General features: G+C 69.4%; 21 protein-coding genes. 13 read left to right on the forward strand and 8 right to left on the reverse strand.

The window, feature by feature from the left end:
* Window positions 1-29: 29 nt before the first annotated feature.
* A complete protein-coding gene (locus tag ACZ0AA_RS13130; RefSeq protein ID WP_400863605.1) occupies window positions 30-791 on the reverse strand; it encodes an SDR family oxidoreductase in 762 nt (253 codons plus the stop codon).
* Window positions 792-1,036: 245 nt separating this feature from the next.
* Here ACZ0AA_RS13130 and sigJ point away from each other — a divergent pair, with 245 nt between their 5' ends.
* On the forward strand, window positions 1,037-1,963 hold the full coding sequence (sigJ, locus tag ACZ0AA_RS13135) for an RNA polymerase sigma factor SigJ (protein ID WP_463513186.1): 927 nt from the start codon (window positions 1,037-1,039) through the stop codon (window positions 1,961-1,963).
* Window positions 1,964-1,980: 17 nt separating this feature from the next.
* Here the strand turns inward: sigJ and ACZ0AA_RS13140 are convergent, their stop codons facing one another.
* On the reverse strand, window positions 1,981-2,946 hold the full coding sequence (locus ACZ0AA_RS13140; protein ID WP_463513187.1) for a serine hydrolase domain-containing protein: 966 nt from the start codon (window positions 2,944-2,946) through the stop codon (window positions 1,981-1,983).
* An 82-nt stretch (window positions 2,947-3,028) separates the two neighbouring features.
* Here ACZ0AA_RS13140 and ACZ0AA_RS13145 point away from each other — a divergent pair, with 82 nt between their 5' ends.
* The 4 genes from ACZ0AA_RS13145 to ACZ0AA_RS13160 all read left to right on the forward strand — a co-directional run bounded on the left by ACZ0AA_RS13145 (window position 3,029) and on the right by ACZ0AA_RS13160 (window position 7,278).
* On the forward strand, window positions 3,029-3,556 hold the full coding sequence (locus tag ACZ0AA_RS13145; RefSeq protein WP_400863596.1) for a GNAT family N-acetyltransferase: 528 nt from the start codon (window positions 3,029-3,031) through the stop codon (window positions 3,554-3,556).
* Complete coding sequence (pnuC, locus tag ACZ0AA_RS13150; protein ID WP_400863593.1) at window positions 3,553-4,284, forward strand: nicotinamide riboside transporter PnuC; 732 nt, start codon at window positions 3,553-3,555, stop codon at window positions 4,282-4,284. Before ACZ0AA_RS13145 ends, pnuC begins: the two co-directional genes overlap by 4 nt.
* Before the next feature lie 65 nt (window positions 4,285-4,349).
* Entirely contained in the window at window positions 4,350-5,801 is a 1,452-nt protein-coding gene (locus ACZ0AA_RS13155; RefSeq protein ID WP_400863590.1) for an ArnT family glycosyltransferase, read from the forward strand.
* Between the two features lie 91 nt (window positions 5,802-5,892).
* Entirely contained in the window at window positions 5,893-7,278 is a 1,386-nt protein-coding gene (locus ACZ0AA_RS13160) for an LLM class flavin-dependent oxidoreductase (RefSeq protein ID WP_463513188.1), read from the forward strand.
* 36 nt (window positions 7,279-7,314) lie between these two features.
* On the opposite strand, the gene ACZ0AA_RS13165 is transcribed toward ACZ0AA_RS13160, so the two are convergent.
* On the reverse strand, window positions 7,315-7,494 hold the full coding sequence (locus ACZ0AA_RS13165; protein ID WP_140038472.1) for a hypothetical protein: 180 nt from the start codon (window positions 7,492-7,494) through the stop codon (window positions 7,315-7,317).
* A gap of 96 nt (window positions 7,495-7,590) precedes the next feature.
* Here ACZ0AA_RS13165 and ACZ0AA_RS13170 point away from each other — a divergent pair, with 96 nt between their 5' ends.
* The 3 genes from ACZ0AA_RS13170 (at window position 7,591) to ACZ0AA_RS13180 (ending at window position 9,395) form a co-directional block, all read left to right on the forward strand.
* Window positions 7,591-8,040, forward strand: a complete 450-nt coding sequence (locus ACZ0AA_RS13170; protein ID WP_400863584.1) for a carboxymuconolactone decarboxylase family protein — start codon at window positions 7,591-7,593, stop codon at window positions 8,038-8,040.
* A gap of 111 nt (window positions 8,041-8,151) precedes the next feature.
* Window positions 8,152-9,192, forward strand: coding sequence for an iron-containing redox enzyme family protein (locus ACZ0AA_RS13175; protein WP_463513189.1), 1,041 nt, complete (start codon window positions 8,152-8,154; stop codon window positions 9,190-9,192).
* The gene (locus ACZ0AA_RS13180) at window positions 9,189-9,395 is read left to right on the forward strand and encodes a CDGSH iron-sulfur domain-containing protein (protein WP_463513190.1); all 207 of its coding nucleotides are present in this window, start codon (window positions 9,189-9,191) and stop codon (window positions 9,393-9,395) included. Before ACZ0AA_RS13175 ends, ACZ0AA_RS13180 begins: the two co-directional genes overlap by 4 nt.
* A gap of 95 nt (window positions 9,396-9,490) precedes the next feature.
* Here the strand turns inward: ACZ0AA_RS13180 and ACZ0AA_RS13185 are convergent, their stop codons facing one another.
* Window positions 9,491-9,988 carry a hypothetical protein gene (locus ACZ0AA_RS13185; RefSeq protein WP_463513191.1) on the reverse strand — a complete coding sequence of 166 codons (498 nt, stop codon included), beginning with the start codon at window positions 9,986-9,988 and terminating at the stop codon, window positions 9,491-9,493.
* A 197-nt stretch (window positions 9,989-10,185) separates the two neighbouring features.
* Between ACZ0AA_RS13185 and ACZ0AA_RS13190 the strand changes: the two genes are divergently transcribed.
* The 5 genes from ACZ0AA_RS13190 (at window position 10,186) to ACZ0AA_RS13210 (ending at window position 15,139) form a co-directional block, all read left to right on the forward strand.
* Window positions 10,186-10,863 carry a response regulator transcription factor gene (locus ACZ0AA_RS13190; RefSeq protein ID WP_400863574.1) on the forward strand — a complete coding sequence of 226 codons (678 nt, stop codon included), beginning with the start codon at window positions 10,186-10,188 and terminating at the stop codon, window positions 10,861-10,863.
* Window positions 10,856-12,187: a sensor histidine kinase gene (locus tag ACZ0AA_RS13195; RefSeq protein ID WP_463513192.1), complete on the forward strand. Its 1,332-nt coding sequence runs from the start codon at window positions 10,856-10,858 to the stop codon at window positions 12,185-12,187. The genes ACZ0AA_RS13190 and ACZ0AA_RS13195 overlap by 8 nt, the downstream gene beginning before the upstream one ends.
* Before the next feature lie 65 nt (window positions 12,188-12,252).
* Window positions 12,253-13,524, forward strand: a complete 1,272-nt coding sequence (locus ACZ0AA_RS13200; protein ID WP_400863568.1) for a glutaminase — start codon at window positions 12,253-12,255, stop codon at window positions 13,522-13,524.
* Window positions 13,525-13,834: 310 nt separating this feature from the next.
* Window positions 13,835-14,674: a PepSY domain-containing protein gene (locus ACZ0AA_RS13205; RefSeq protein ID WP_463513193.1), complete on the forward strand. Its 840-nt coding sequence runs from the start codon at window positions 13,835-13,837 to the stop codon at window positions 14,672-14,674.
* A 162-nt stretch (window positions 14,675-14,836) separates the two neighbouring features.
* The gene (locus ACZ0AA_RS13210) at window positions 14,837-15,139 is read left to right on the forward strand and encodes a hypothetical protein (RefSeq protein WP_463513194.1); all 303 of its coding nucleotides are present in this window, start codon (window positions 14,837-14,839) and stop codon (window positions 15,137-15,139) included.
* A 37-nt stretch (window positions 15,140-15,176) separates the two neighbouring features.
* On the opposite strand, the gene ACZ0AA_RS13215 is transcribed toward ACZ0AA_RS13210, so the two are convergent.
* Genes ACZ0AA_RS13215 through ACZ0AA_RS13230 form a run of 4 tightly spaced genes read right to left on the reverse strand, consistent with a single transcriptional unit; the run spans window position 15,177 to window position 20,321 of the window.
* Window positions 15,177-16,874 carry a sugar phosphorylase gene (locus ACZ0AA_RS13215; protein ID WP_463513195.1) on the reverse strand — a complete coding sequence of 566 codons (1,698 nt, stop codon included), beginning with the start codon at window positions 16,872-16,874 and terminating at the stop codon, window positions 15,177-15,179.
* Complete coding sequence (locus ACZ0AA_RS13220; RefSeq protein WP_400863561.1) at window positions 16,871-18,172, reverse strand: glycoside hydrolase family 36 protein; 1,302 nt, start codon at window positions 18,170-18,172, stop codon at window positions 16,871-16,873. The genes ACZ0AA_RS13215 and ACZ0AA_RS13220 overlap by 4 nt, the downstream gene beginning before the upstream one ends.
* Window positions 18,169-19,266 (reverse strand): Gfo/Idh/MocA family protein, encoded by a 1,098-nt coding sequence (locus tag ACZ0AA_RS13225; RefSeq protein ID WP_463513196.1) that lies wholly within the window; start codon window positions 19,264-19,266, stop codon window positions 18,169-18,171. The genes ACZ0AA_RS13220 and ACZ0AA_RS13225 overlap by 4 nt, the downstream gene beginning before the upstream one ends.
* Window positions 19,263-20,321: a zinc-dependent alcohol dehydrogenase gene (locus ACZ0AA_RS13230; protein WP_463513197.1), complete on the reverse strand. Its 1,059-nt coding sequence runs from the start codon at window positions 20,319-20,321 to the stop codon at window positions 19,263-19,265. The genes ACZ0AA_RS13225 and ACZ0AA_RS13230 overlap by 4 nt, the downstream gene beginning before the upstream one ends.
* Between the last annotated feature and the right edge of the window lie 5 nt (window positions 20,322-20,326).

Below are 20,326 nucleotides of genomic sequence, written 5' to 3' on the forward strand. Positions count from 1 at the left end.
CGGTCGGTATGCCGCCATACGATCGATGGCTATGCCTGCTCCCCACGGGCGTGATCCTCACTGCCCAGCCACTCGTCGAACGTGACCTCCCCCTGCAGAGCATCGGCCCCGCCGCGCAGCGACCCCGACGCGAGCCCTTTCCCGTACGCGCCGGGCAACCGCACCCCCAGCACCCGCCGCCGCACCCCGTCGAAAGCCAGCTGTCGCCTCGCCACATCCACGAGAACCTCATCACGCGGCCCGACCAGATCGCGCGCACGCCCCACTGCCGCACCCGAGGCGACACGCACCAGATGCGCACCGACCTCGCGCGCCGCCACGGGGCGCATCAGCAGCTTCGGCATGACCGCCACGGGCCCGGACATCCCCGACAGCAGCTGTCCCGCGAACTCGTGGAACTGCGCCGCCCGAGCGATGGTGAACGGCACCGAGCCCGCAGCCACCGCGCGCTCCTGCGCGAGCTTGCCCGCGTAGTAGGAGGAGTCGATCCCGTCGATCCCCACGATCGACAGCGCGACATGATGCCCGACACCAGCGGCGTGCTCTGCGGCGAGCAGGTTCCTGGTCGCCGTCTCGAAGAACCCGATCGCCTTCGCGGCCGACAGGGTGGTCGTGTTCGTGACGTCGACGACAGCATCCACACCCTGCAGCGCGTCGGCGAGTCCGGCACCGGTGATCACGTCAGCGCCGGCCGAACGCGAGAGCACGACAACGTCGTGGCCCGCATCCCGCGCCGCCTCGACGGCATACCGACCCACCACTCCCGTGCCCCCTGCGACTGCGATCCTCATGCGACTCCCTCTCCACTCCGGCGGCGCGCATGCGCACCCCGCGTGCGCCCACCGCCCACCGTCTGAAAGAGATGACGAGACGGCGCCCGGGAATGTGAGGCCTCACACCTCGCAGCCCTGCGTCGTCATATCCTGCGAGGGCACGACACCACGAGCACAACACCATGAGCCCACCACCAGCACAACATCACCAGCGCAACACCTCGCGCCCGACCTCGCGAACGCACCACCCGGAGGAGATCCCCATGGATGACGACCTGGACGACGTCTTCCGCGAGCGTCGCCGCCTGCTCGCCCTCGGCTATCGGATGACCGGCACGCTGGCGGATGCTGAGGATGTCGTGCAGGAGACGTACCTGCGCTGGTACCGGCTCACCGAGGCCGAGCGCGAGGCGATCGCGAACCCGCCAGGCTGGCTCACCACCGTCGCAGGACGCGTCGCCCTCGATCTTCTGGGTTCCGCTCGGCGCAGGAGAGAGCAGTACGTCGGGCCGTGGCTGCCGGAGCCCGTTCCGGCCGAGCTCTTCTCGGGCGCGATCGGATCGCGCACGGCATCCACACCCGAGGATCCCCTCGATCGCGTCACTCTCGACGACGATGTCTCGACCGCGCTGCTCGTCGTGCTCGAGGCGATGACTCCGGCTGAGCGCGTGGCCTTCGTGCTGCACGACGTCTTCGCCGTGCCGTTCGACGAGATCGCCGAGGCCGTGGGCCGTTCCTCTGCCGCAGTGCGGCAGCTCGCGGCATCCGCTCGTCGTCACGTGCGCGAGAACCGGGCGACCGCCGTGCCCCGCGCCGAGCATGACCGCGTGGTGCGTGCCTTCCAGCAGGCGACGCGCACGGGCGAAGTCGCCCCGCTGCTGAAGTTCCTGGCACCCGAGGTCGAACTGCGCAGCGACGGAGGCGGCGTGGTCAGCGCAGCACGCAACGTCGTGAGCGGCGCCGACAACGTCGCGCGCTTCCTGCTCGGGATCGCAGCCAAGAACCCGCATTTCACCGCCGAGGAGTGGCAGCTCGGCGACGGTCTCGGCCTGGTGTTCCGCGACGGAGAGAAGGTGCACTCGGTCATGAACCTGCATGTCGAGGCGGGTGCGATCACCCAGCTCTGGATCGTGCTCTCGCCCGCGAAGCTCAGCTACTGGAATACCACGCCGCAGCGACCGGCGGAGTGAGCGCCGAGGTTCAGCTGTCAGCGGCTCGAGCCAGCGTCGCCCGACACACCATCGCCCGACAACCCATCGCCCGACACACCATCGCCCGACAACCCGTCGCCTGACAGCGCTTCGGCGACGGCGTCAGCCGCGATCTCGACGAGCCGCTGATCGCTCTTCTCCTCATGCGCCGTGATCGTGACGACCGCATCCGCAGCATCGTCGATGAAGACGTACTGTCCATACCGCCCGTCCAGACGCCAGCCGTTGTGCGGCCCACGCCAGGCGGCGAGGCCATAGGAGGAGTAGAGGCCGCCCGCCCCCGACGAGACCCACTCGGAATGCATCCGATCGATCCAGCGCTCCGACACGATGGACTGCTCCCCGAACCGGCCCCCATCACGAAGCACGCGCCCGATCCGAGCCAGTTCCTCGGTGCGGAGCTCCAGCCCGCTTCCGCCCACGATCCATCCGAGCGGACATCTCAACCATTGCGGATTGTGGATGCCGAGCGGCTGGAACAGTCGGGGCATCAGCCACTCCCGCACATCGCCGACGGCAGCCCCGAGCCTTCTCATGGCGACGTAGGTGCTGGCATCCGAGTACTGAAAGCGCTCCCCCGCACCTCGGCTCGGGCGAGAGAGCATCTCGACGGCGAGGTCGGGCCAAGGCACCTCCTGGTCGCCGAACCACTCGAAATCGATCCCGCTCGTCATCGTGAGGAGATGCCGGAGCGTCACCCGTTCGACACCAGCGCCGCGCTCGGGCACCGCCAGGACATCGACGGCTCGGGTATCGAGCGACAGGACGCCCTCGTCGATGGCGATCCCCGCCGCGAGTGCGCTCACCCCCTTGGACACCGAATACAGGTTCACCCGATCGTCGCTGCGCCAGCGATGCCGGGCTGATTCGTGACCGACGAGCACATGAAGTCCGTATGCACCCAGCTGCTCGTCGTCGATCGCACGGACGATGCGGTCGCGAACCGCTTCAGCGAGAGACATGACGCCAGTCTCCCGCATCCCCACCCCGGCATCCTGCTACCGTCGTCCAGTGCGCACCCGAGCGCAGATGCAGGAGACCCCGATGAGCGACCACCAGATCCGGGATGCCGAGACCGCCGACCTCGAAGCGATCACGGCGATCCACAACGACGCGGTGCTGAACACCACCGCCATCTGGAACGAAGAGGCGGTCACCGTCGAGGATCGCGCCGGCTGGCTCGCGGAGCGCACCGGCCGCGGCTACCCGGTGCTCGTCGCGGTCGATGACACCGGCGTACTGGGTTACGCGACGTTCGGCGACTGGCGCCCGCACAGCGGCTACCGCCACACGGTCGAGCACTCGGTCTATGTGCGCGACGGTCAGCGCGGCCGAGGCATCGGCAAGGCCCTGATGATCGAGCTCATCCACCGAGCCCGCAGCCTCGGCAAGCACGTCATGGTCGCGGCGATCGAGAGCAGCAACACCGGGTCGATCATCATGCACAAGCGCCTCGACTTCATGCAGGTCGGGCGGATGCCGCAGGTCGGCGCCAAGTTCGACCGCTGGCTCGACCTCACCTTCCTGCAGCTGGTTCTCGACGAGCGCCCGTTCCCCGACGAGATCCGATGAACGCCCTTCTCTGGCTCGCAGACGCCTTCAACTCGCAGTGGGTGCTGCCAGGCGGTCAGGTGCTGCTGATCCGCGAAGTGGTGGGCAACGCGTTCGGCCTCGCCAGCGCTCTCGGCGGCATGCAGCGCAAGATCTGGGCGTGGCCCGTCGGCATCGTCGGCAACCTGCTGCTGCTCACGGTCTTCCTCGGGTCCATCCTCAACCCCGACCACGAGCTCCCGCATCTGCTCGGGCAGGCCGGCCGTCAGGTCATGTTCATCATCGTGGCGATCTACGGCTGGGTGCGGTGGCGTCAGGCGGCCTCGAACGGCGGGCGGGTGACCCCGCGATGGGCGCCGAACAGCGCCCGAATCGGCCTGGTGCTGGTGATGGTGATCGGCACGATCGCGCTGACCCCGCTGTTCCGAGCCCTCGGCTCGTGGGAGCCGGTGTGGGCCGACGCGTGGACCTTCGTCGGATCGCTGCTCGCCACCTACGGCATGGCCAAGGGGTGGACCGAGTTCTGGCTCATCTGGATCGCCGTAGACGTGGTGGGCGTTCCGCTGCTGTTCAGCTCGGGCTTCTACGCCACCGGATTCATGTACGTGTTCTACGGCGTCTTCACCGCGGTCGGGTTCGTGGTCTGGTGCCGAGCACAGGCGAACGAGAAACCCCAGGTCGACACGATCATGCCCGATCCGCGGCCCATCACCTCCACGATGAAGACCGTGGACGGCGAGCGGGACTGATCCGGGACTCGACCGACGAGGACACCGGACGGGCACACCGGTCACTACGGGACTACGGTGGGCGCATGCCGATCGAGCGGTCGCGGTTCGCTGTCACTCCGGTGGTGGCGGCGATGGTCGCGCTGGCGCTCGTGCTCGCCGTCACGGCGACCGCATACGGCTACCACCGCGACGAGCTGTACTTCCGGATGCTCGACCCCGCGTGGGGCTATGTCGATCAGCCTCCGCTGACTCCCCTGATCGCCACCGCGGCGGCGGCGATCTTCGGCGACACCGTGGTGGCCGGCCGCATCATGAGCGGCCTCTTCGCCATCGCATCCGTCGTGATCCTCACACTGATCACGCGAGAGGTGGGCGGTGGACGGCTCGCACAGGCGCTGACCGCCTGGGGCATGGCCGGGGCCTCGATGACGCTCGCCTTCGGCCATGTGCTCCTGACCGCCAGCCTCGACCTGGTCATCTGGCCTGCTGCGCTGCTGTTCGCACTCCGAGCGACGCTCCGCGACGACGGCCGCTGGTGGCTCGCCGTCGGCGCGATCGTCGGCATCAGCGCTCTCAACAAGCTGCTCGTGGTCGCGTTGCTCATCGGCATCGCCACCGGGCTCGCGGTGTTCGGTCCTCGGCGGTGGTTCCGGTCGGGCTGGTTATGGGGTGCCGTGGCGCTGTGCGCGATGCTCGCCCTGCCCAGCATCCTCTACCAGTCGCTCGACGGCTGGCCACAGCTCGCCATGGGAGCTGCCCTCGGCGAGAACAACGCCGACGAGGTGCGGATCATGATGTGGCCGTTCTTGATCCTCATGGTCGGGCCGGTGCTCGCGATCTGGTGGGTGGTCGCACTGATCTCGCTCTTCCGTCGACCCGAATGGCGGCCGATCCGCTGGATCTCGGTCACTTTCGCCGTGATGGTCGTCTTCGTCTTCGCTGCGGGGGCGCAGTTCTACTACACGTTCGGCGTGCTCTCGGTGCTGGTGGCGATCGGGTCGGCCCCTGTCGCCGACTGGGCCCGCACGCGCGGACGGCGCGCGCTTCTCTTCGCGGCGATCGCCATCAACAGCATCGGATGCGCGCTGACGTCGCTCCCCCTCCTCCCGGTCGAGGCCTTCGGCGCGAGCGGCCTGGCGGCGGTCAACGCGAGCTCTGCCGATCAGGTGGGGTGGGAACGCTACGTCGAGCAGATCGAGACCGCGGTCGGAGACTCGGAGGCGGATGCGATCATCACCGCGAACTATGGCGAAGCGGGCGCGCTCGACCGGTTCGGGGTCGATCTGCCACCGATCACGAGCGGACACAACGCGCTCTGGGACGCGGGCCCTCCTCCGCGGGATGCCACGACAGTCGTGGTCGTCGGCGACTTCGGCCCCGCACTCGAGGCGCACTTCGAGACCTGCACCGTCGTCGGCGTGCTCGAGAACGGCGTCGGGGTCGAGAACGAGGAGCAGGGTGTGCCGATCCGCGTGTGCACGGACCCGGTGGCGTCGTGGGTCGAGCTGTGGCCGCAGTTCCGACACCTCGACTGAGCAGCATCCGTCTGCCGACTCGCTGCCCGAATGTGTCGGCACGTGTCGCGGAGGCTGGCCTCAGCGCGGCCCAGGAGTTTTGCTAGTCCCCATGACTCGCCAGATCCGCTTCAACGCCTTCGACATGAACTGCGTCGCCCACCAGTCGTCCGGTCTGTGGCGGCATCCGGACGACCGCTCGCGTCGGTACAACACCATCTCGTACTGGACGGACCTCGCGAAGCTGCTCGAGAGCGCGACCTTCGACGGCATCTTCATCGCCGACGTGCTCGGCACCTATGACGTCTACGGCGGCACGAACGAGGCGGCGATCCGCAACGGCGCACAGGTGCCGGTCAACGACCCGATCCTGCTCGTGAGTGCGATGGCCGCCGTCACCGAGCACCTCGGATTCGGCATCACCGCGGGCACCGCGTTCGAGCATCCGTACCCGTTCGCCCGTCGACTGAGCACCCTCGACCACCTGACCAACGGACGCGTCGGATGGAACGTCGTGACCGGCTACCTCCCCAGCGCCGCGCGCAACATGGGCCAGCAGGATCAGCTCGCGCACGACGACCGCTACGACCACGCCGACGAGTACGTCGAGGTGCTCTACAAGCTGTGGGAGGGATCGTGGGAAGACGACGCGGTCGTCGAGGACCGTGAGCGCGGCATCTTCACCGACCCGTCGAAGGTGCACCCGATCGGCCACGAGGGCAAGCACTTCAGCGTTCCCGGCATCCACATCTCCGAGCCTTCGCCGCAGCGAACGCCCGTGATCTACCAGGCCGGCGCCAGCCCGCGCGGCGTGCGCTTCGCGTCGGAGAACGCCGAGGCGATCTTCGTCGCCGCGCCCTCGAAAGAGGTGCTCGCCGGCACGGTCAAGCGCATCCGCGATGCGCTCGAGGATGCCGGGCGCGACCGCTACGACGCGAAGATCTACACGCTGCTCACCGTGATCACGGGGGCCACCAGCGCGGATGCCGCGGCGAAGCACGCCGAGTACCTGTCGTATGCGAGCCCCGAGGGCGCGCTGACCTTCATGTCGGGCTGGATGGGCGTCGACCTGTCGCAGTACGCCGAGGACGAGCCGGTCGGCAACGTCGAGTCGAACGCGATCCAGTCAGTGCTGCAGCACCTGAAGGAGGAGGCCGATCTGGGGCGCGAGTGGACCGTCGGCGACTTCGGCCGCCACAACGCGATCGGCGGCCTCGGCCCCACCATCGTGGGCTCGGGCGTCGAGATCGCCGACGAGCTGCAGTCCTGGGTCGAGGAGACCGACATCGACGGGTTCAACCTCGCCTACGCGGTCACCCCCGGCACCTGGCAGGACGTGATCGAGCACGTCATCCCGGTGCTCCGTGAGCGCGGCGTCTATCCGAACGAGTACACGCCGGGCACGCTGCGCAACAAGCTGCAGGGCAAGGGCGACCGTGTGCAGGACACGCATCGCGCCGCGCGATACCGGATCGGAGCGAACGCCCCGGTCGCCTGATCAGCGGCGCGCGCGTGATCAGCGGCGGCGGGCCCCTCAGTCGGCCTTCGAGCTGAACATCCCGCGCAGCACGAGGAACACCACGACCGCGACGACGGCGACGATCGCGAGCTTCGCGATGAACCACAGGATCGAGAACAGCGCGCTGACGATCCACCAGGCGATCACCACGGCGAGGATGACGCCGACGATGGTCCAGAGCGAGTTCTTGTTCATGGTTCCAGCCTAGGCGGCGCGGCGACGTCACAGATCCGGAGGCTGCGACGTCAGTACTGAGGAGGCGCAACCGCGCCCATCAGTGAAGGAGACGACGTGTCGCACGTGAACATCGGCAAGATCTACGCAGCCCCGTACCAGGCGATGCTGGAGTTCGCCGGAAGAGCCGCAGAGGCAGGGGCGGATGCCGGACTCTCGCCGCTGCTCGTCGAACTCGTCAAGGTGCGCGCATCGCAGCTCAACGGCTGCGCCTTCTGCCTCAAGATGCACTGCGCAGATGCGGTCAAGGCCGGAGAGACCGCCGACCGGCTGGCGGTGCTCGCCGGGTGGTGGGAATCGCAGTACTTCTCGGCCGAGGAGCAGGCGGCCCTGCAGATCGCGGAGAACGTGACGATGATCGGCGACCACGGACGCCTCGCCGACCGAGGGGTCGCCGTCGAGGGGGTGCTGACCGAGAAGCAGATCGCGGCCGTGACCTGGCTCACGGTCGTCATCAACAGCTGGAACCGCATCGCGATCAGCAGTCAGTACCCCGTGCACGCCTGATCCGGCGGCATCACACGGAGAGGGCGGATGCCGCGGCATCCGCCCTTCCGCATCGGATGCGTCGGCGTCAAGTCCCTTCTCGGGCGGCGGATCGGGGGCGAGACTGCGAGCATGTCTGCACCGGCCATCACTCCGTCCGCCCTTCTCGGCATCGCCGCCCGTGGCCCGCTCAGCGACGGCATCATGCGTCGACTGACCGGAGACGAGATCGACGACCTCGGCGCCCGGGCCGAGGCCGCACTCGCCACCAGTGACGACGTCGTGAGCGACGACGACATCCAGCTCGCACTCTTCGTGCTGTACGCCTCGTCGTACGGATCGCTGCCGGAGCTCGATCCGACCCTCGAGTGGGATCCGGGCCTGGTCGCCACCCGAGCGCTCCTCGAGCAGGTCTTCGAGCGCGCACTGCGGGCGACCGTGCCGACCCCCGAGCTGCCGGAACCGACCGTGGATGCCGTCGGACGAGCCCTCTTCGCCCTCGCCGAGGCCGACACGGGGCCGAGCCTGTCGCGCTACGTCGCGAAGAAGGCGACCGACGAGCAGATGCACGAGTTCTTCATGCAGCGCTCGATCTACACGCTGCGCGAGGCAGACCCGCACTCGTGGGCCATCCCCCGTCTGACCGGTCGTCCCAAGGCGGCGCTCGTCGAGATCCAGTCCGATGAATACGGCGGAGGGCGTCCCGACCGCGTGCACGCGACGATCTTCGCCAGGGCGATGCGTGGCGCGGGCCTCGACGACAGCTACGGCGCCTACGTCGACGACGTGCCGGCGATCACGCTCGCGTCCCTCAACATGATGTCGATGTTCGGCCTCAACCGGCGTCTCGTCGGAGCGATCGTCGGACACCTCGCCGCGTTCGAGATGACCTCGTCGATCCCCAACCGCCTGTACGCCGATGGCCTGCGACGCCTCGGCTTCACCGAGGACGTCACCGACTACTTCGACGAGCACGTCGAGGCGGATGCCGTGCACGAGCAGATCGCCGCGCGCGACCTCGCAGGCGGGCTGGCCGAGGACCGGCCCGACCTGCTGTCCGACATCATGTTCGGCGCCGCTGCGTGCCTGACGGTCGACGGCTGGGCGGCCGGTCACATGCTCGACTCCTGGACCCGCGGAGAGACCTCGCTGCGAGAGCGGGACGCCCGATGAGCGCCTCGGAGGATGCTGTCACGATCACGGCCTACCCCGACGGTCCGCTGCTGGTGCGCGGCGCGGCGGTGCTCGAGACCTCCGACGGCGAGCCGATCGAGGTGAAGCGCCGCACAGTCGCGCTCTGCCGCTGCGGCCTCTCGACGATCAAGCCGTTCTGCGACGGCACGCACAAGGCCGCAGGCTTCCGCACGGATTCCTGACCTCGGCGAGTCGGTGCGTCGTGGTCGGTGCCGGGCGTCGTGGTCGGTGCCGGGCGTCGTGGGCGGCGCCGGGCGCCGTGGGCGGTGCGGGTCGGTCAGTGCCCGACTGCCGGCAGGCAGCCGCCGTCCATGATGACGCCGCCGATCTCGACCGTGAGGACGTCGGCCGAGACCTCGCCGAAGATGCATCCGCCTTCAGGAGCAGCTGCACCGAAGGCCACCGCGCGCTCGTCGCCCAGCGTCTGGACGCCGGTGAGGCCCGCGTCGGCGAACACCTCCTCCACCGCATCGACAGACAGGTCTCCTGAGGTGCGGAGCGTCTCGAGCCCGGTGCGGATATCGTTTGCCGGTGTCTCGGCGGCGGCTCGGCTCTCCTCCGAGAGGTCGACGCGATCGCGGTAGCGCTCGTTCTGCGCCATCGCGTGGTCGGGGTCGTAGGGCGCGCAGTCCGGAGGCAGATCGACGCCTTCGATCACCGGGCACGCTGCGGTGGGAGTGGGACTCGGGGATGCAGACGGCGATGCGCCAGGCGGGCCGGCGGTGGCCGTCGCGCACCCTGCGAGCATCATGGTCGTCGCAACGACGAGAAGCACCCGTGCACCTCTCGACCTGTCCCCCCGGATTCCGGTCATTCCCTCATGCAACCACACGAGAGCTCAGCGGCCAATGATCAATCCGCGTGCGCCTCCGCTCACCGCGCCAACGCCCCGGGGTGCAGGCCGGATGCGGCGATGAGGCGCGACGACCCCGCTTCAGCGCGGATTCAGCGTGCGCCCGCCACACTGGAGGAATGCGGATCCTGGTGGTTGACGACGAGGTGCGATTGGCCGACGCCGTACGCCGGGGACTCGAGGCCGAGGGCTTCGCGGTCGACGTGGCGAACAACGGCGTCGACGGGCTCTGGCGTGCGCGCGAGACCCGGTACGACGCGATCGTGCTCGACCTGATGATGCCCGGGATGAGCGGCTGGAAGGTCTGCGAGGCGTTGCGCGCCGAGGAGAACTGGACGCCTGTGCTCATGCTCACCGCGAAGGACGGCGAGTGGGATCAGGTCGAAGCCCTCGAGACAGGGGCCGACGACTATGTGACGAAGCCGTTCTCGTTCGCGATCCTCGTCGCCCGCATCCGCGCTCTGGTGCGTCGTGGCGCGGTCGCACGCCCCGCGGTCCTCGAAGCCGGAGACCTGAAGCTCGATCCGTCGTCGCACCACGTCTGGCGCGGCGAGACCCAGATCACGCTGACGGCCCGCGAGTTCGCCGTGCTCGAGCACCTGATGCGACACCGCGGTCAGGTGCTGTCGAAGCGCGCCCTGATCGAGGGGGTCTGGGACGACGACTTCGACGGCGACCCGAACATCGTCGAGGTGTACGTCGGGCACCTGCGCCGCAAGCTCGACAAGCCCTTCGGTCGCGAGGCGATCGAGACGATCCGCGGTGCCGGCTATCGATTGGCGGCAGACGGTGGCTAGTCGCGGATGGCGGTCGGTACGCGGCCGCACGACTCTCGGCGCGACTCTCGTCGTGGCCGTCGCGCTGCTCATCGGGGCGTTCTCGTTCTACGGCATCCTGAGCTCCAGCATCCACGCCGGCGCCGAGCGCGCGGCGGAGCAGAGGCTCGACGAGCTCGCCGGGCGATTCGACGGCCCCGGAGGCGGACCCGGCGGCGAGCGCGGCGTCGACTCGCTCGACGACGAGATCGTGCAGATCATCGGCGAGGACGGCGCGGTCAAGGCCGCCAGCGAGGACGCCCGCGACGAGCTCGGCTCCACCGCACTCCCTCTCTCCGACCACGCCGGCACCATGACGATCGGCGGCGAGCCCATGCTCGTCGTCTCGGACGATCTCGACGACGACGAGACCCTCGTGCTGGCGGTGTCGATCGAAGACGGGGTCGAGACGCTGTCGACCGTCGCCGTGCTACTGACCGTGGCCGTGCCGCTGCTGCTGCTGCTCGTCGCCATCACCACCTGGCTCGTCGTCGGGCGTGCACTCCGGCCGGTGACCCGCATCCGTCAGGAGGTCGACGGCATCACCGCCGAGCATCTGCACAGGCGGGTCGAGGTGCCGCCGTCGTCCGACGAGATCGCGGCGCTCGCGACCACCATGAACCGGATGCTCGATCGCCTCGACGCGTCTGCCACGGCTCAGCGCCGCTTCGTCTCGGATGCGTCGCACGAGCTGCGGTCACCGCTCGCGACGATCCGCCAGCACGCCGAGCTCGCGCAGGCGCATCCGGCCACGACGAGCATCGGCGAGCTCGCAGAGGTCGTCTCGGACGAGGGTCTGCGGCTGCAGGGCATCGTCGAGTCGCTGCTTCTGCTCGCCCGGCTCGACGAGGGCGGCGGCACGCATGACGAGGCGATCGACCTCGACGACCTCGCCCTGGGTGAGGTGCGTCGACTGCGCTCGCGGGGCATCGAGGTCGACGGCTCCGGCATCCGTGCAGCGCGCGTCGAGGGCGATCCGCGCCTGCTGGGTCAGCTGCTGCGCAATCTCGCCGACAACGCTGCGCGACACAGTGCAGCACGGGTCGCGATCAGCGTCATTCCGCAGGACTCGTGGGTGTTCGTGACCGTCGAGGACGACGGCTCCGGCGTGCCGGCCGACGAGCGCGATCGCATCTTCGAGCGCTTCGTGCGGCTCGACGAGGCGCGCAGTCGGGATGCCGGCGGCAGCGGTCTCGGCCTCGCGATCGTGCAGGGCATCGCGGCGGCCACCGGCGGAACCGTGTCGGTCGACAGCTCCCGCTGGGGCGGCGCGCGGTTCGTGGTGACTCTGCCCCTGTCAGCCTGACCCGGACGCGATCCCGCGAGAGCAGTGCATCGCCGCATGCGAGCATGGTGGATATGCAGACCCCCATGATCGACTACCTTGACGTGCTGCTCGAGTCGTGCGGAGAGGATGCGGGTGAGGTCGCCTCGTACATCCCCGAGCTCGCGCATGCCGATCCCGACCGCCTCGCCATCGCCGTCGCGACGCTCGACGGGGAGGTCTATGTCGCCGGGGATGCGGACGTGGAGTTCACGATCCAGTCGATCTCGAAGCCGTTCACCTACGCGCTCGCGATCGCCGATCAGGGTCTCGAGACGGTGCTCGAGCACATCGACGTCGAGCCGTCCGGCGACGCCTTCAACGAGATCTCGCTCGAGCGCGAGACCGGTCGGCCGCGCAACCCGATGATCAACGCGGGCGCCCTCGCCTCGCACGCTCTCGTGCGGGGCGAGAAGGCCGATGACCGCGTCGAGCGCATCCTCGACCTCTACAGCCGTCTCGCCGGACGCGAACTCTCGATCGCCGAGGACGTGTTCGAGTCCGAGCTGTCGGCCGCCGACCGCAACATGGCCCTCGCCTACATGCTGCGCACGGTCGGCACCCTCGACGCCGACCCCGCCGACGTCGTGCGTGGATACACACGGCAGTGCTCGGTGTCGGTCACGGTGCGCGACCTCGCCCGCATGGGGTCGGTGCTCGCCGCCGGGGGCCGCACGCCCGACGGCGACCAGGTGATCGACCCGGCCATCAACCGGCAGGTGCTCAGCGTCATGACGACCTGCGGCATGTACGACTCGGCGGGCGACTGGCTGACCTCGGTCGGGATCCCCGCCAAGAGCGGCGTGGCCGGAGGCCTGATGGGCGTGCTGCCGGGGCAGGTCGGCATCGCCGTGTTCTCGCCGCGCCTCGACCCGCACGGCAACAGCACGCGCGGCGTGCGCATGTTCGAGCGGATGAACCACGACCTCGGCCTGCACCTGATGACCTCGACCGACACCGCCCGCTCGGTGTCGCGGCGGGTCGAGCATGACGGTGCGACCGTGCACGAGATCGCGGGCGACCTGCACTTCATGGAGGCGGAGCGCGTGCTGCGCGGCTTCGCCGAGGAACCTGCCGGCGAGGAACCTGTGATCGTCGACCTCGACCGCGTGCAACGGGCCAACGACATCGCCAAGCGGATGCTGCTCGAGGGCGTCCGTCGCCTGCACCTCGACGGTCACGACGTGCGGATCGTCGACCCGTGGGGTGTGCTCGGCAGTGCCGAGACCGGGTCGGGCGAGCTCGTGCACGGCGAGCAGGCGCACGGCGGGTATGTGCCCGCATCCTTCTCCGACGTGGCGAGCGCGGTGCGCGGCTGACCCGGCGGTCGCCGTCTTCCTGCCCCGATCCTGTTTGCAGGACCGATTCCGGCGGATACTCCCCCTGTCCCGGCCGTCTGCAGGACCGATTCCCGCGGATACTCCCCCTGTCCCGGCCGTCTGCAGGACCGAAGCACGGATGCAGGACCAGACAAGGGTTTTCGTCCTGCATCCGTGCCCGGGTCCTGCAGGCGGTAGGTGGACGCCGACGTGGCGAGCGCGGTGCGCGGCTGACGACCGCAGTCCTTTCCTGAAGGGGCCTTCAGGACGCTTCAGGGTGGCTTCAGCACTGTCGCGAGAGCATCGAGACATGAACGACAAGAACCCGACCCCCGACCAGACGCCCGAGAACCCGTCCGCGAACTCGACTCCGCCGGCGCCCCCCGCACCCCCTGCGCCGACGCCGGCCCATGACGCCGAGACCGTGCCCGTCGCACCGCTCGCCGCTGACCCGGGCGCTCCGGCAGCCGCTCCCGCAGCCCCGGCGAAGCCCGGACGCAAGCGCGCACTGCTGATCGGCGGCGGAATCGCGGCCGCGCTGGTTCTCGCCGGCGGTGGCGTCGCCATCGGCGCTGCGATCGGCGACGATCTCGGTGACGACGACGACCGCCCCTCGGTCTCGGACGGCCCGCGCGGAGACGACACCGACAATGGCGGACAGCCCGGCGACGACCGGGACGACAGCGATGACGGCGACCAGCAGAGCGCACCTCAGGGCGGCGGCCCCGTGGCCGGGATCGGCACCGACTCGGCCGACGAGCTCGTGGAGATCGCGGATGCCGCTCGCGGCGCAGCCGACGGAGATGTCACCTCGATCGACGCGAAGCGCGACGGCACCTGGGAGGTGCAGCTGACCGCGGCGAACGGCAGCGAGACCGAGGTGCGGGTGGATGCGGACTTGACCGCCGCCGTGATCTCCACCGAGCAGGACGACGACGACACGGCCCCCACGCACACCCTCGACGAGGCGGCCATCCGCGCCCTCGTCGACGCGGCACTGGCTGAGGCCGACGGCATGATCACCGACCTCGACGCCGACAACGACGACGTCAGCCCCTACGACGCGTCGGTGCTCACGAGCGACCGCCGCTCGATCGACATCGACTTCAGCGCCGACTACGCCGTCGTCGGCACCGACATCGACGACTGAGCGACCAGCGTCGTTCCTCGAGCCGCCGCCCCCACGGGGTCGGCGGCTCGACGCATTTCAGACGGGTTCGGTGCTTTCGCATCATGATCCGTTCACCGCGCGGTCTCTCTAGGTGGGTACGGTCTCGATCGCAGACCGAAGATGCTGTCGTCAGGGGATTCCATGCCGGTCACGGTGCACACGTACTTCTACACCCCCGCGCGGGCGGACTCCGTCGTGCGGGTGCTGCAGCAGCTCACGACGGAGCTGAAGCACGTCGAGTGGCGAGTCTCCGATCAGCGTTCCGTGGCGTTCAGCACACGACGGACGCTGTTCGAGGGGCCGGCCGATGTGAGGGTCGTCGCGACCCCGATGACCTCGGGCGGGTCGGACGTGAGGATCGCTCTGCAGTCGCCGACACGTCGGCGGACGACCTCGAAGGCCGCAGATCGGCTCAGCGAACGGATCCAGCGCGCGCTCGGCTGACCGCGTCGCCGCACTCGGTCGCGCGGATCGACGCTGATCAATCCGGAGTCGAGGCGAGCCAGACGTAGCCGAACGGTGCGATGCGAAGTCCCTCGTGAAGCGCCCCGGTGAGCAGATCGATGCCACTCAGCGAGGGCAGGTCGACCGTCGAATCGCTGACGTTCACCACCGCGGTCACCTCGTCGCGTGTGCCCGCCGCCCTGTGGATCACGAGCACTCGATCATCCAGCGATTCGACCTGCTGCGACGCGAACGGCGAGAACGCGGGGGTTCTCCGGCGCACGGAGAGCATCGCCCGCACCCCGTCGAGCATGCCCGATCTGCGATCCGAAACCTTCAGCTCGTCGCGCAGGCGGTCGGCGTCGAGCACCTCGCGGTTGATGCGTCTGGCTATGTCGCTCTCCTGCACCCCCGCGTGATCCTGCTCGGAGCCGAACAGCGAGTGGTGGTAGATCGCAGGCACCCCCACCACGGACAGCAGGATTGCGTGGGCGGCCAGGCCGCGCACGACAGCCGAGGCGTCCGGGTCGGCATCCTGAGGGTCGACCAGCGCCTCGAGGTAGTTGGTGTTGAGCTCGTAGACGCCTTCAGTGCCGTCAGGGCGACGCGCCATCGACACCCGGCCGCCCCGGGCGAGCGTGCGGTCCACGAGCAGTGCGCGATCACCGTCGGTGAGCAGTCCCTCTGTCGGGCGCAGCCCGATTCCGTCATGGCTGGCCAAGAAGTTGAACCAGGTCGCGGTCCCGCTCACCGGCCCCACACGGCTGGCCCACTCTGCGAGAGCGGTCGCCCGGCCTGTCACGAACGCATGCAGCACCAGCGGGGGCAAGGCGAACTGGTAGACCATGTTCGCCTCGTCACCTCCGTCGCCGAAGTAGGTGATGTTGTCGGAATGGGGCACGTTGGTCTCCGTGAGCAGCATCGTGCCCGGCGCCAGTTCGTCGACGAGCGCACGCCAGATGCGGATGATCACGTGGGTCTGCGTCAGATGGATGCAGCTGGTGCCCGACTGCTTCCACAGGTAGCCGATCGCGTCGAGGCGCACGGTCGTCGCTCCGTGAGCGAGGTATCCGAGGAGGATGTCGGTGAGCTCCAGCAAGACCGCGGGAGTGCTCGGATCGACGTCGACCTGGTCAGGCCCGAAGGTCGTCCACGCCCGGGCCGTCGAGCCGTCCGGTCGCCTGTACTCGTGCACGAGAGGGGTGGTCCGCGGTCGCACGACGTGCGAGACATCGAAGTCGGGGCCCGGGTCGAGGAAGTATCCGGCGTATCGCTCGTCCCGATCCAGCCAGCGCTGGAACCAGTGCGATGAGCTCGAGATGTGGTTGGCGACGAAGTCCAGGGCGAGGGCGTACTCCTCGCGCAGATCGGCGACATCGTGCCACGTGCCCAGCGCCGGGTTCACCTCCCGGTGGTCGAGCACTCCGAAGCCGTCATCCGAGGTCCACGGGTAGATGGGCAGCAGGTGCACGTCGCTGATGACGTCGCCGATGTGCTCCCTCAGCACTCCCGCGAGAGTGCGGAGCGGCGCTTCGCCGGCCCTGCGGAAGGAGTCGCCGTAGGTGATCAGGTAGGCGGTGCTCTCATCCGGTCGCGCCTTCGCCGCCGGCGACAGTCGATCACGCCAGGTCTCGGCGAGATCGAGCAGGGCGGCGACCACCTCGGGTGCGGCATCCGGGTAGAGCTGCTCGACGAGAGGAGTCAGGCGCTGCTCGAGCTGAACCATGGTCCTCATGCCACCGACTCCTTCAGAAGCTCGCGGACGATCTGCATGCCGCGGGCATCGAGACCCTCTATGCGATCAGAGAACCCGCGGATTCCCGGAGCATCGAGAACCACGTCGGCCCACTCCTCCCTGAGGACGAATTCGGGTCGCGCGACCAGGCAGTCGGGGTCGTTCACCCAGAAACGACCGTGCTGCCATGACCTCGCTTCGAGCGACATCCGCCCTCGGAGACCCTGCGAGCCGTCTTCTCCGCCCTCGTGGAAGGTGTCGCCCGACACCCGCATCGCGTCGACGAGCCCGACGCTCGGCAGGATCGGTGCACCGCAGCCCAGGAGGAAGGCGTCGTCGCCGAGCGTGTCTCGGATCAGTTCGAGCCCGGAGCGGTACGCCGAGATCGGCGTGGCCTCCGCATCCCAACGCGCCCCCGGGATCGCGCCGGAGTAGAGGAAGTCGAGCTTGACGTAATCGATCCCGAGATCGCGGATGTCGGCGAACACCCGCGCGAGGTACTCGCGCACGCCCGGATGCGTCAGGTCGAGGCCACGGAGATCGTCGCCCCAGTTGCGCCCCGCATCGCCCACGAGCCAGTCCGGGTGCTCCCGGGCGACGGTCGAGCGGGCGCCGACCGAGAACGGCGCGGCCCAGATGCCCGCGCGGCGCCCGCTCTCGCGAATCGCGTCGACCGCGGCCGGGAGAGACCCGAATCGCGGGTGGGGCGCTGTCCACTCGCCGGTGCCCAGGCTCCAGCCGTCGTCGATCTGCACCACGTCGACGTCGAGCCCCCGATCGTCGATCGCTCGGAGGTTCTCGAACACGTCTGCGTCCTGCACCTCTTCGAAGTACTCGTACCAGGTGCACCACACGCGAGGTGACCGAGCGGCGGTCCTGGCACCGGCGGCTGCGCCGAATCGCTCGCCGAACGCGGCGAGCGCAGCGAGGCCCGCGCCGTCACCGCCCTCATCCGCAGTCCAGGACGAGACATCGGCGACATCGCCGACCGCGTCCACGATCACCCGGTCGCCATGCCGGCGGGCGCGCAGTGTCGGAACCTCGCAGCGGGCGTCGAGCGTGCCGAAGACGCGAGCGGGAGCGCCGTCGCCCGGATCGACCACGAGAAGACCCTCGCCCTGCGCGGCATCCGTCGCCACTTCGACCCCCGGACGGAAGCGCATGGCGTGCTGCCACGGCTCTTGGGGCCGGTGGATCGTGTCGCCCTGCGCCTGCCAGGTGGTCGGACTCCAACTCTGCCAGCCCTCCGCGTACACCCGGGCACCAGGCCCGACAGGGATCTCATCGAGGACGGTCACTGTGCTCCACTCCGCCCGGTGAGGGCTGTCGTCAGTTCGAGATCGTGCGGGCGCACGGGTGCCCCGCCGAGTTCGGCGGATTCGACGGCGGCGAAGGTGGCGCGCACCGTCGCCACGACGTGGTCGGCGGAGTTCTCGGGCTCCCGCCCCTCATCGATCGCGCACTGCAGCTCGCCCATCGCACCGGCGAAGCCGTCGGTGAACCACTGACCGTCGAGGGCGAACTCGGTGCTCTCTCCGTCGGTCTCCAGCACCAGCCGGTCGGATCCGAGCAGGATGCTGCCGCGGAGGGTTCCGCGCGTGCCGTGGATCCAGAAGGGGCATCCTCCGGCGTCGGTGCGGGCGCTGCCGACGATGCGGATCGACGCGCTCGCCCCCGTTGAGGTCTGCATCCGCACGTCGGCACCCCAGGGATTCCTGGCGGCCGACGGCTGATCGGGCACGCGGTGGTCGCGTGCGGCGATCTCGACGACTCGGGCGCCCTCGAGCCAGCAGCGGGTGATGTCGAGCCAGTGCACGAGGTAGTCATTCAGGAGCATGTGCGGCACATCGTCGAACGACGTGCCGACCAGCGGAGGAAGAGGTTTGTCGTGCAGATGCGTCACACCGACCACGTCTCCGATCCGACCCTCGCGGATCAGCAGCGAGGCGAGACGCCACGCCGGAGCCCACCGCGCGTTCTGATTCACCGCCACGCGGATCCCGCGGGAGCGCGCGTCGGCGAGCACCTCGAGCAGGCGCGGCAGATCGGCGGGGTCGCTGATCAGAGGCTTCTGTGCGAGGACGTGCTTTCCCGCCGCCACCGCGGCGGCGATCAGCTCGACGCGACCGGTCGGCCCGGTCGCCAGATCCACCACCTCGACGCGCGGGTCGGCGAGCAGAGCGTCGACCGACGCGTGCACGGTTCCGACCTCGAAGTCTGCGGCGAGCGCCTCCGCGGCGGCGCGCGTGCGCGAGGCGACGGCCACGACCGGAAGGCCCCAGGTGCGGTATGCCGGGAGGTGCGCGCTGCGGGCGATGGCGCCTGCACCGATGATGCCGATCGCGCGACGCCGCTCCGGGAAGCGCGGACGATGGTCGGGGATGCCGTTCACAGGACTCGCTCGGGCGCGGCGTCGAAACGGAGCACGGCCTGCAGGATCGCGGGGTCGCCCTCGTCGAGTCGCTCGAAGACGCCGGCGACGTCGGTCGCGGGCACGATGTCGGAGACGAGGGCCGCCGCATCCACCGATCCGTCGAAGATGAGCGACATGACCGTTCGCACGAGGCGAGACTGGTCCCATCGGCCGCCGAGTGCGACGGGCACTCCCGAGATCTGGCTGGCGACGATCCGCACCCGATTGTGGTGGAACTCCTCCCCCAGTCGGAGGTGGGCTGCACCGCCCTGGTAGAAGCCGGAAGCCGCGACGAGACCCTCCGTCACCACGCACCTGATCGCCTCGTGCAGGGCCCGATCGGTGCCGGACAGCTCGATCGCGCTGTCGGCGCCGCCGCCCGTGAGCTCTCGGATCAGTGCGCCCGCGCCGCCGGGGCGCAGTGCGTCGACCGTGTGGATCGCGCCGAACACCTCGGCCATGGCCAGGCGGGTCGAGAGTGTGTCCACGGCGGTGACGCGACCACCCGCGAGGGTGCCGAGGCGTGTCGCGAGAAGCCCGATCACGCCCTGGCCGAACACAGCGACCTGCTCGCCGAGCCGCACGTCGGCAGCGAGGACGGCGTTCAGCGCGATGGCCCCGACGCGGGCGAACGTGCCGAGCACAGGGTCGGCCCCGTCAGGAACAAGGCGTCCCGCGACCGTGGACGCCGGGACGACGGCGTCACTGCGGTGCCCCCAGATGCCGTGCACCACGTCTCCGGCCCGCACTCCGCTCACGTCGTCCGCGACCTCGGTCACCTCGCCGACCTCGGAGTATCCCCAGCCCGAGACCGGGTAGCCGAAGCTGGGCTCGCCCGGTACGAAGAGCCGCCGGTCGGAGTCCCACGTGGAGGTGAGATACGGGTTGGTTCCGCGGTAGGCGGTGAGCTCGGTGCCGGCCGAGATGCCCGAGTACCAGGTGGAGATCCGCACGCTTCCGGGTGTGAGCGGCTGCGGCGCGATCTCGACCAGCTCGACCTCTCGGACGGCGGAGAACTGCACGACGTGGGGCACGGGGG

This window comes from Microbacterium sp. AC035 (genome assembly GCF_979258485.1).

Bases quoted from the DNA above. Each gene is read 5' to 3' on its own strand.
- ACZ0AA_RS13155 (WP_400863590.1), top strand. From the start codon at position 4,350: ATGCCGATCGAGCGGTCGCGGTTCGCTGTCACTCCGGTGGTGGCGGCG.
- sigJ (WP_463513186.1), top strand. From the start codon at position 1,037: ATGGATGACGACCTGGACGACGTCTTCCGCGAGCGTCGCCGCCTGCTC.
- ACZ0AA_RS13190 (WP_400863574.1), top strand. From the start codon at position 10,186: ATGCGGATCCTGGTGGTTGACGACGAGGTGCGATTGGCCGACGCCGTA.
- ACZ0AA_RS13145 (WP_400863596.1), top strand. From the start codon at position 3,029: ATGAGCGACCACCAGATCCGGGATGCCGAGACCGCCGACCTCGAAGCG.
- pnuC (WP_400863593.1), top strand. From the start codon at position 3,553: ATGAACGCCCTTCTCTGGCTCGCAGACGCCTTCAACTCGCAGTGGGTG.
- ACZ0AA_RS13180 (WP_463513190.1), top strand. From the start codon at position 9,189: ATGAGCGCCTCGGAGGATGCTGTCACGATCACGGCCTACCCCGACGGT.
- ACZ0AA_RS13215 (WP_463513195.1), bottom strand. From the start codon at position 16,874: ATGAGGACCATGGTTCAGCTCGAGCAGCGCCTGACTCCTCTCGTCGAG.
- ACZ0AA_RS13140 (WP_463513187.1), bottom strand. From the start codon at position 2,946: ATGTCTCTCGCTGAAGCGGTTCGCGACCGCATCGTCCGTGCGATCGAC.
- ACZ0AA_RS13175 (WP_463513189.1), top strand. From the start codon at position 8,152: ATGTCTGCACCGGCCATCACTCCGTCCGCCCTTCTCGGCATCGCCGCC.
- ACZ0AA_RS13165 (WP_140038472.1), bottom strand. From the start codon at position 7,494: ATGAACAAGAACTCGCTCTGGACCATCGTCGGCGTCATCCTCGCCGTG.
- ACZ0AA_RS13130 (WP_400863605.1), bottom strand. From the start codon at position 791: ATGAGGATCGCAGTCGCAGGGGGCACGGGAGTGGTGGGTCGGTATGCC.
- ACZ0AA_RS13210 (WP_463513194.1), top strand. From the start codon at position 14,837: ATGCCGGTCACGGTGCACACGTACTTCTACACCCCCGCGCGGGCGGAC.
- ACZ0AA_RS13205 (WP_463513193.1), top strand. From the start codon at position 13,835: ATGAACGACAAGAACCCGACCCCCGACCAGACGCCCGAGAACCCGTCC.
- ACZ0AA_RS13200 (WP_400863568.1), top strand. From the start codon at position 12,253: ATGATCGACTACCTTGACGTGCTGCTCGAGTCGTGCGGAGAGGATGCG.
- ACZ0AA_RS13160 (WP_463513188.1), top strand. From the start codon at position 5,893: ATGACTCGCCAGATCCGCTTCAACGCCTTCGACATGAACTGCGTCGCC.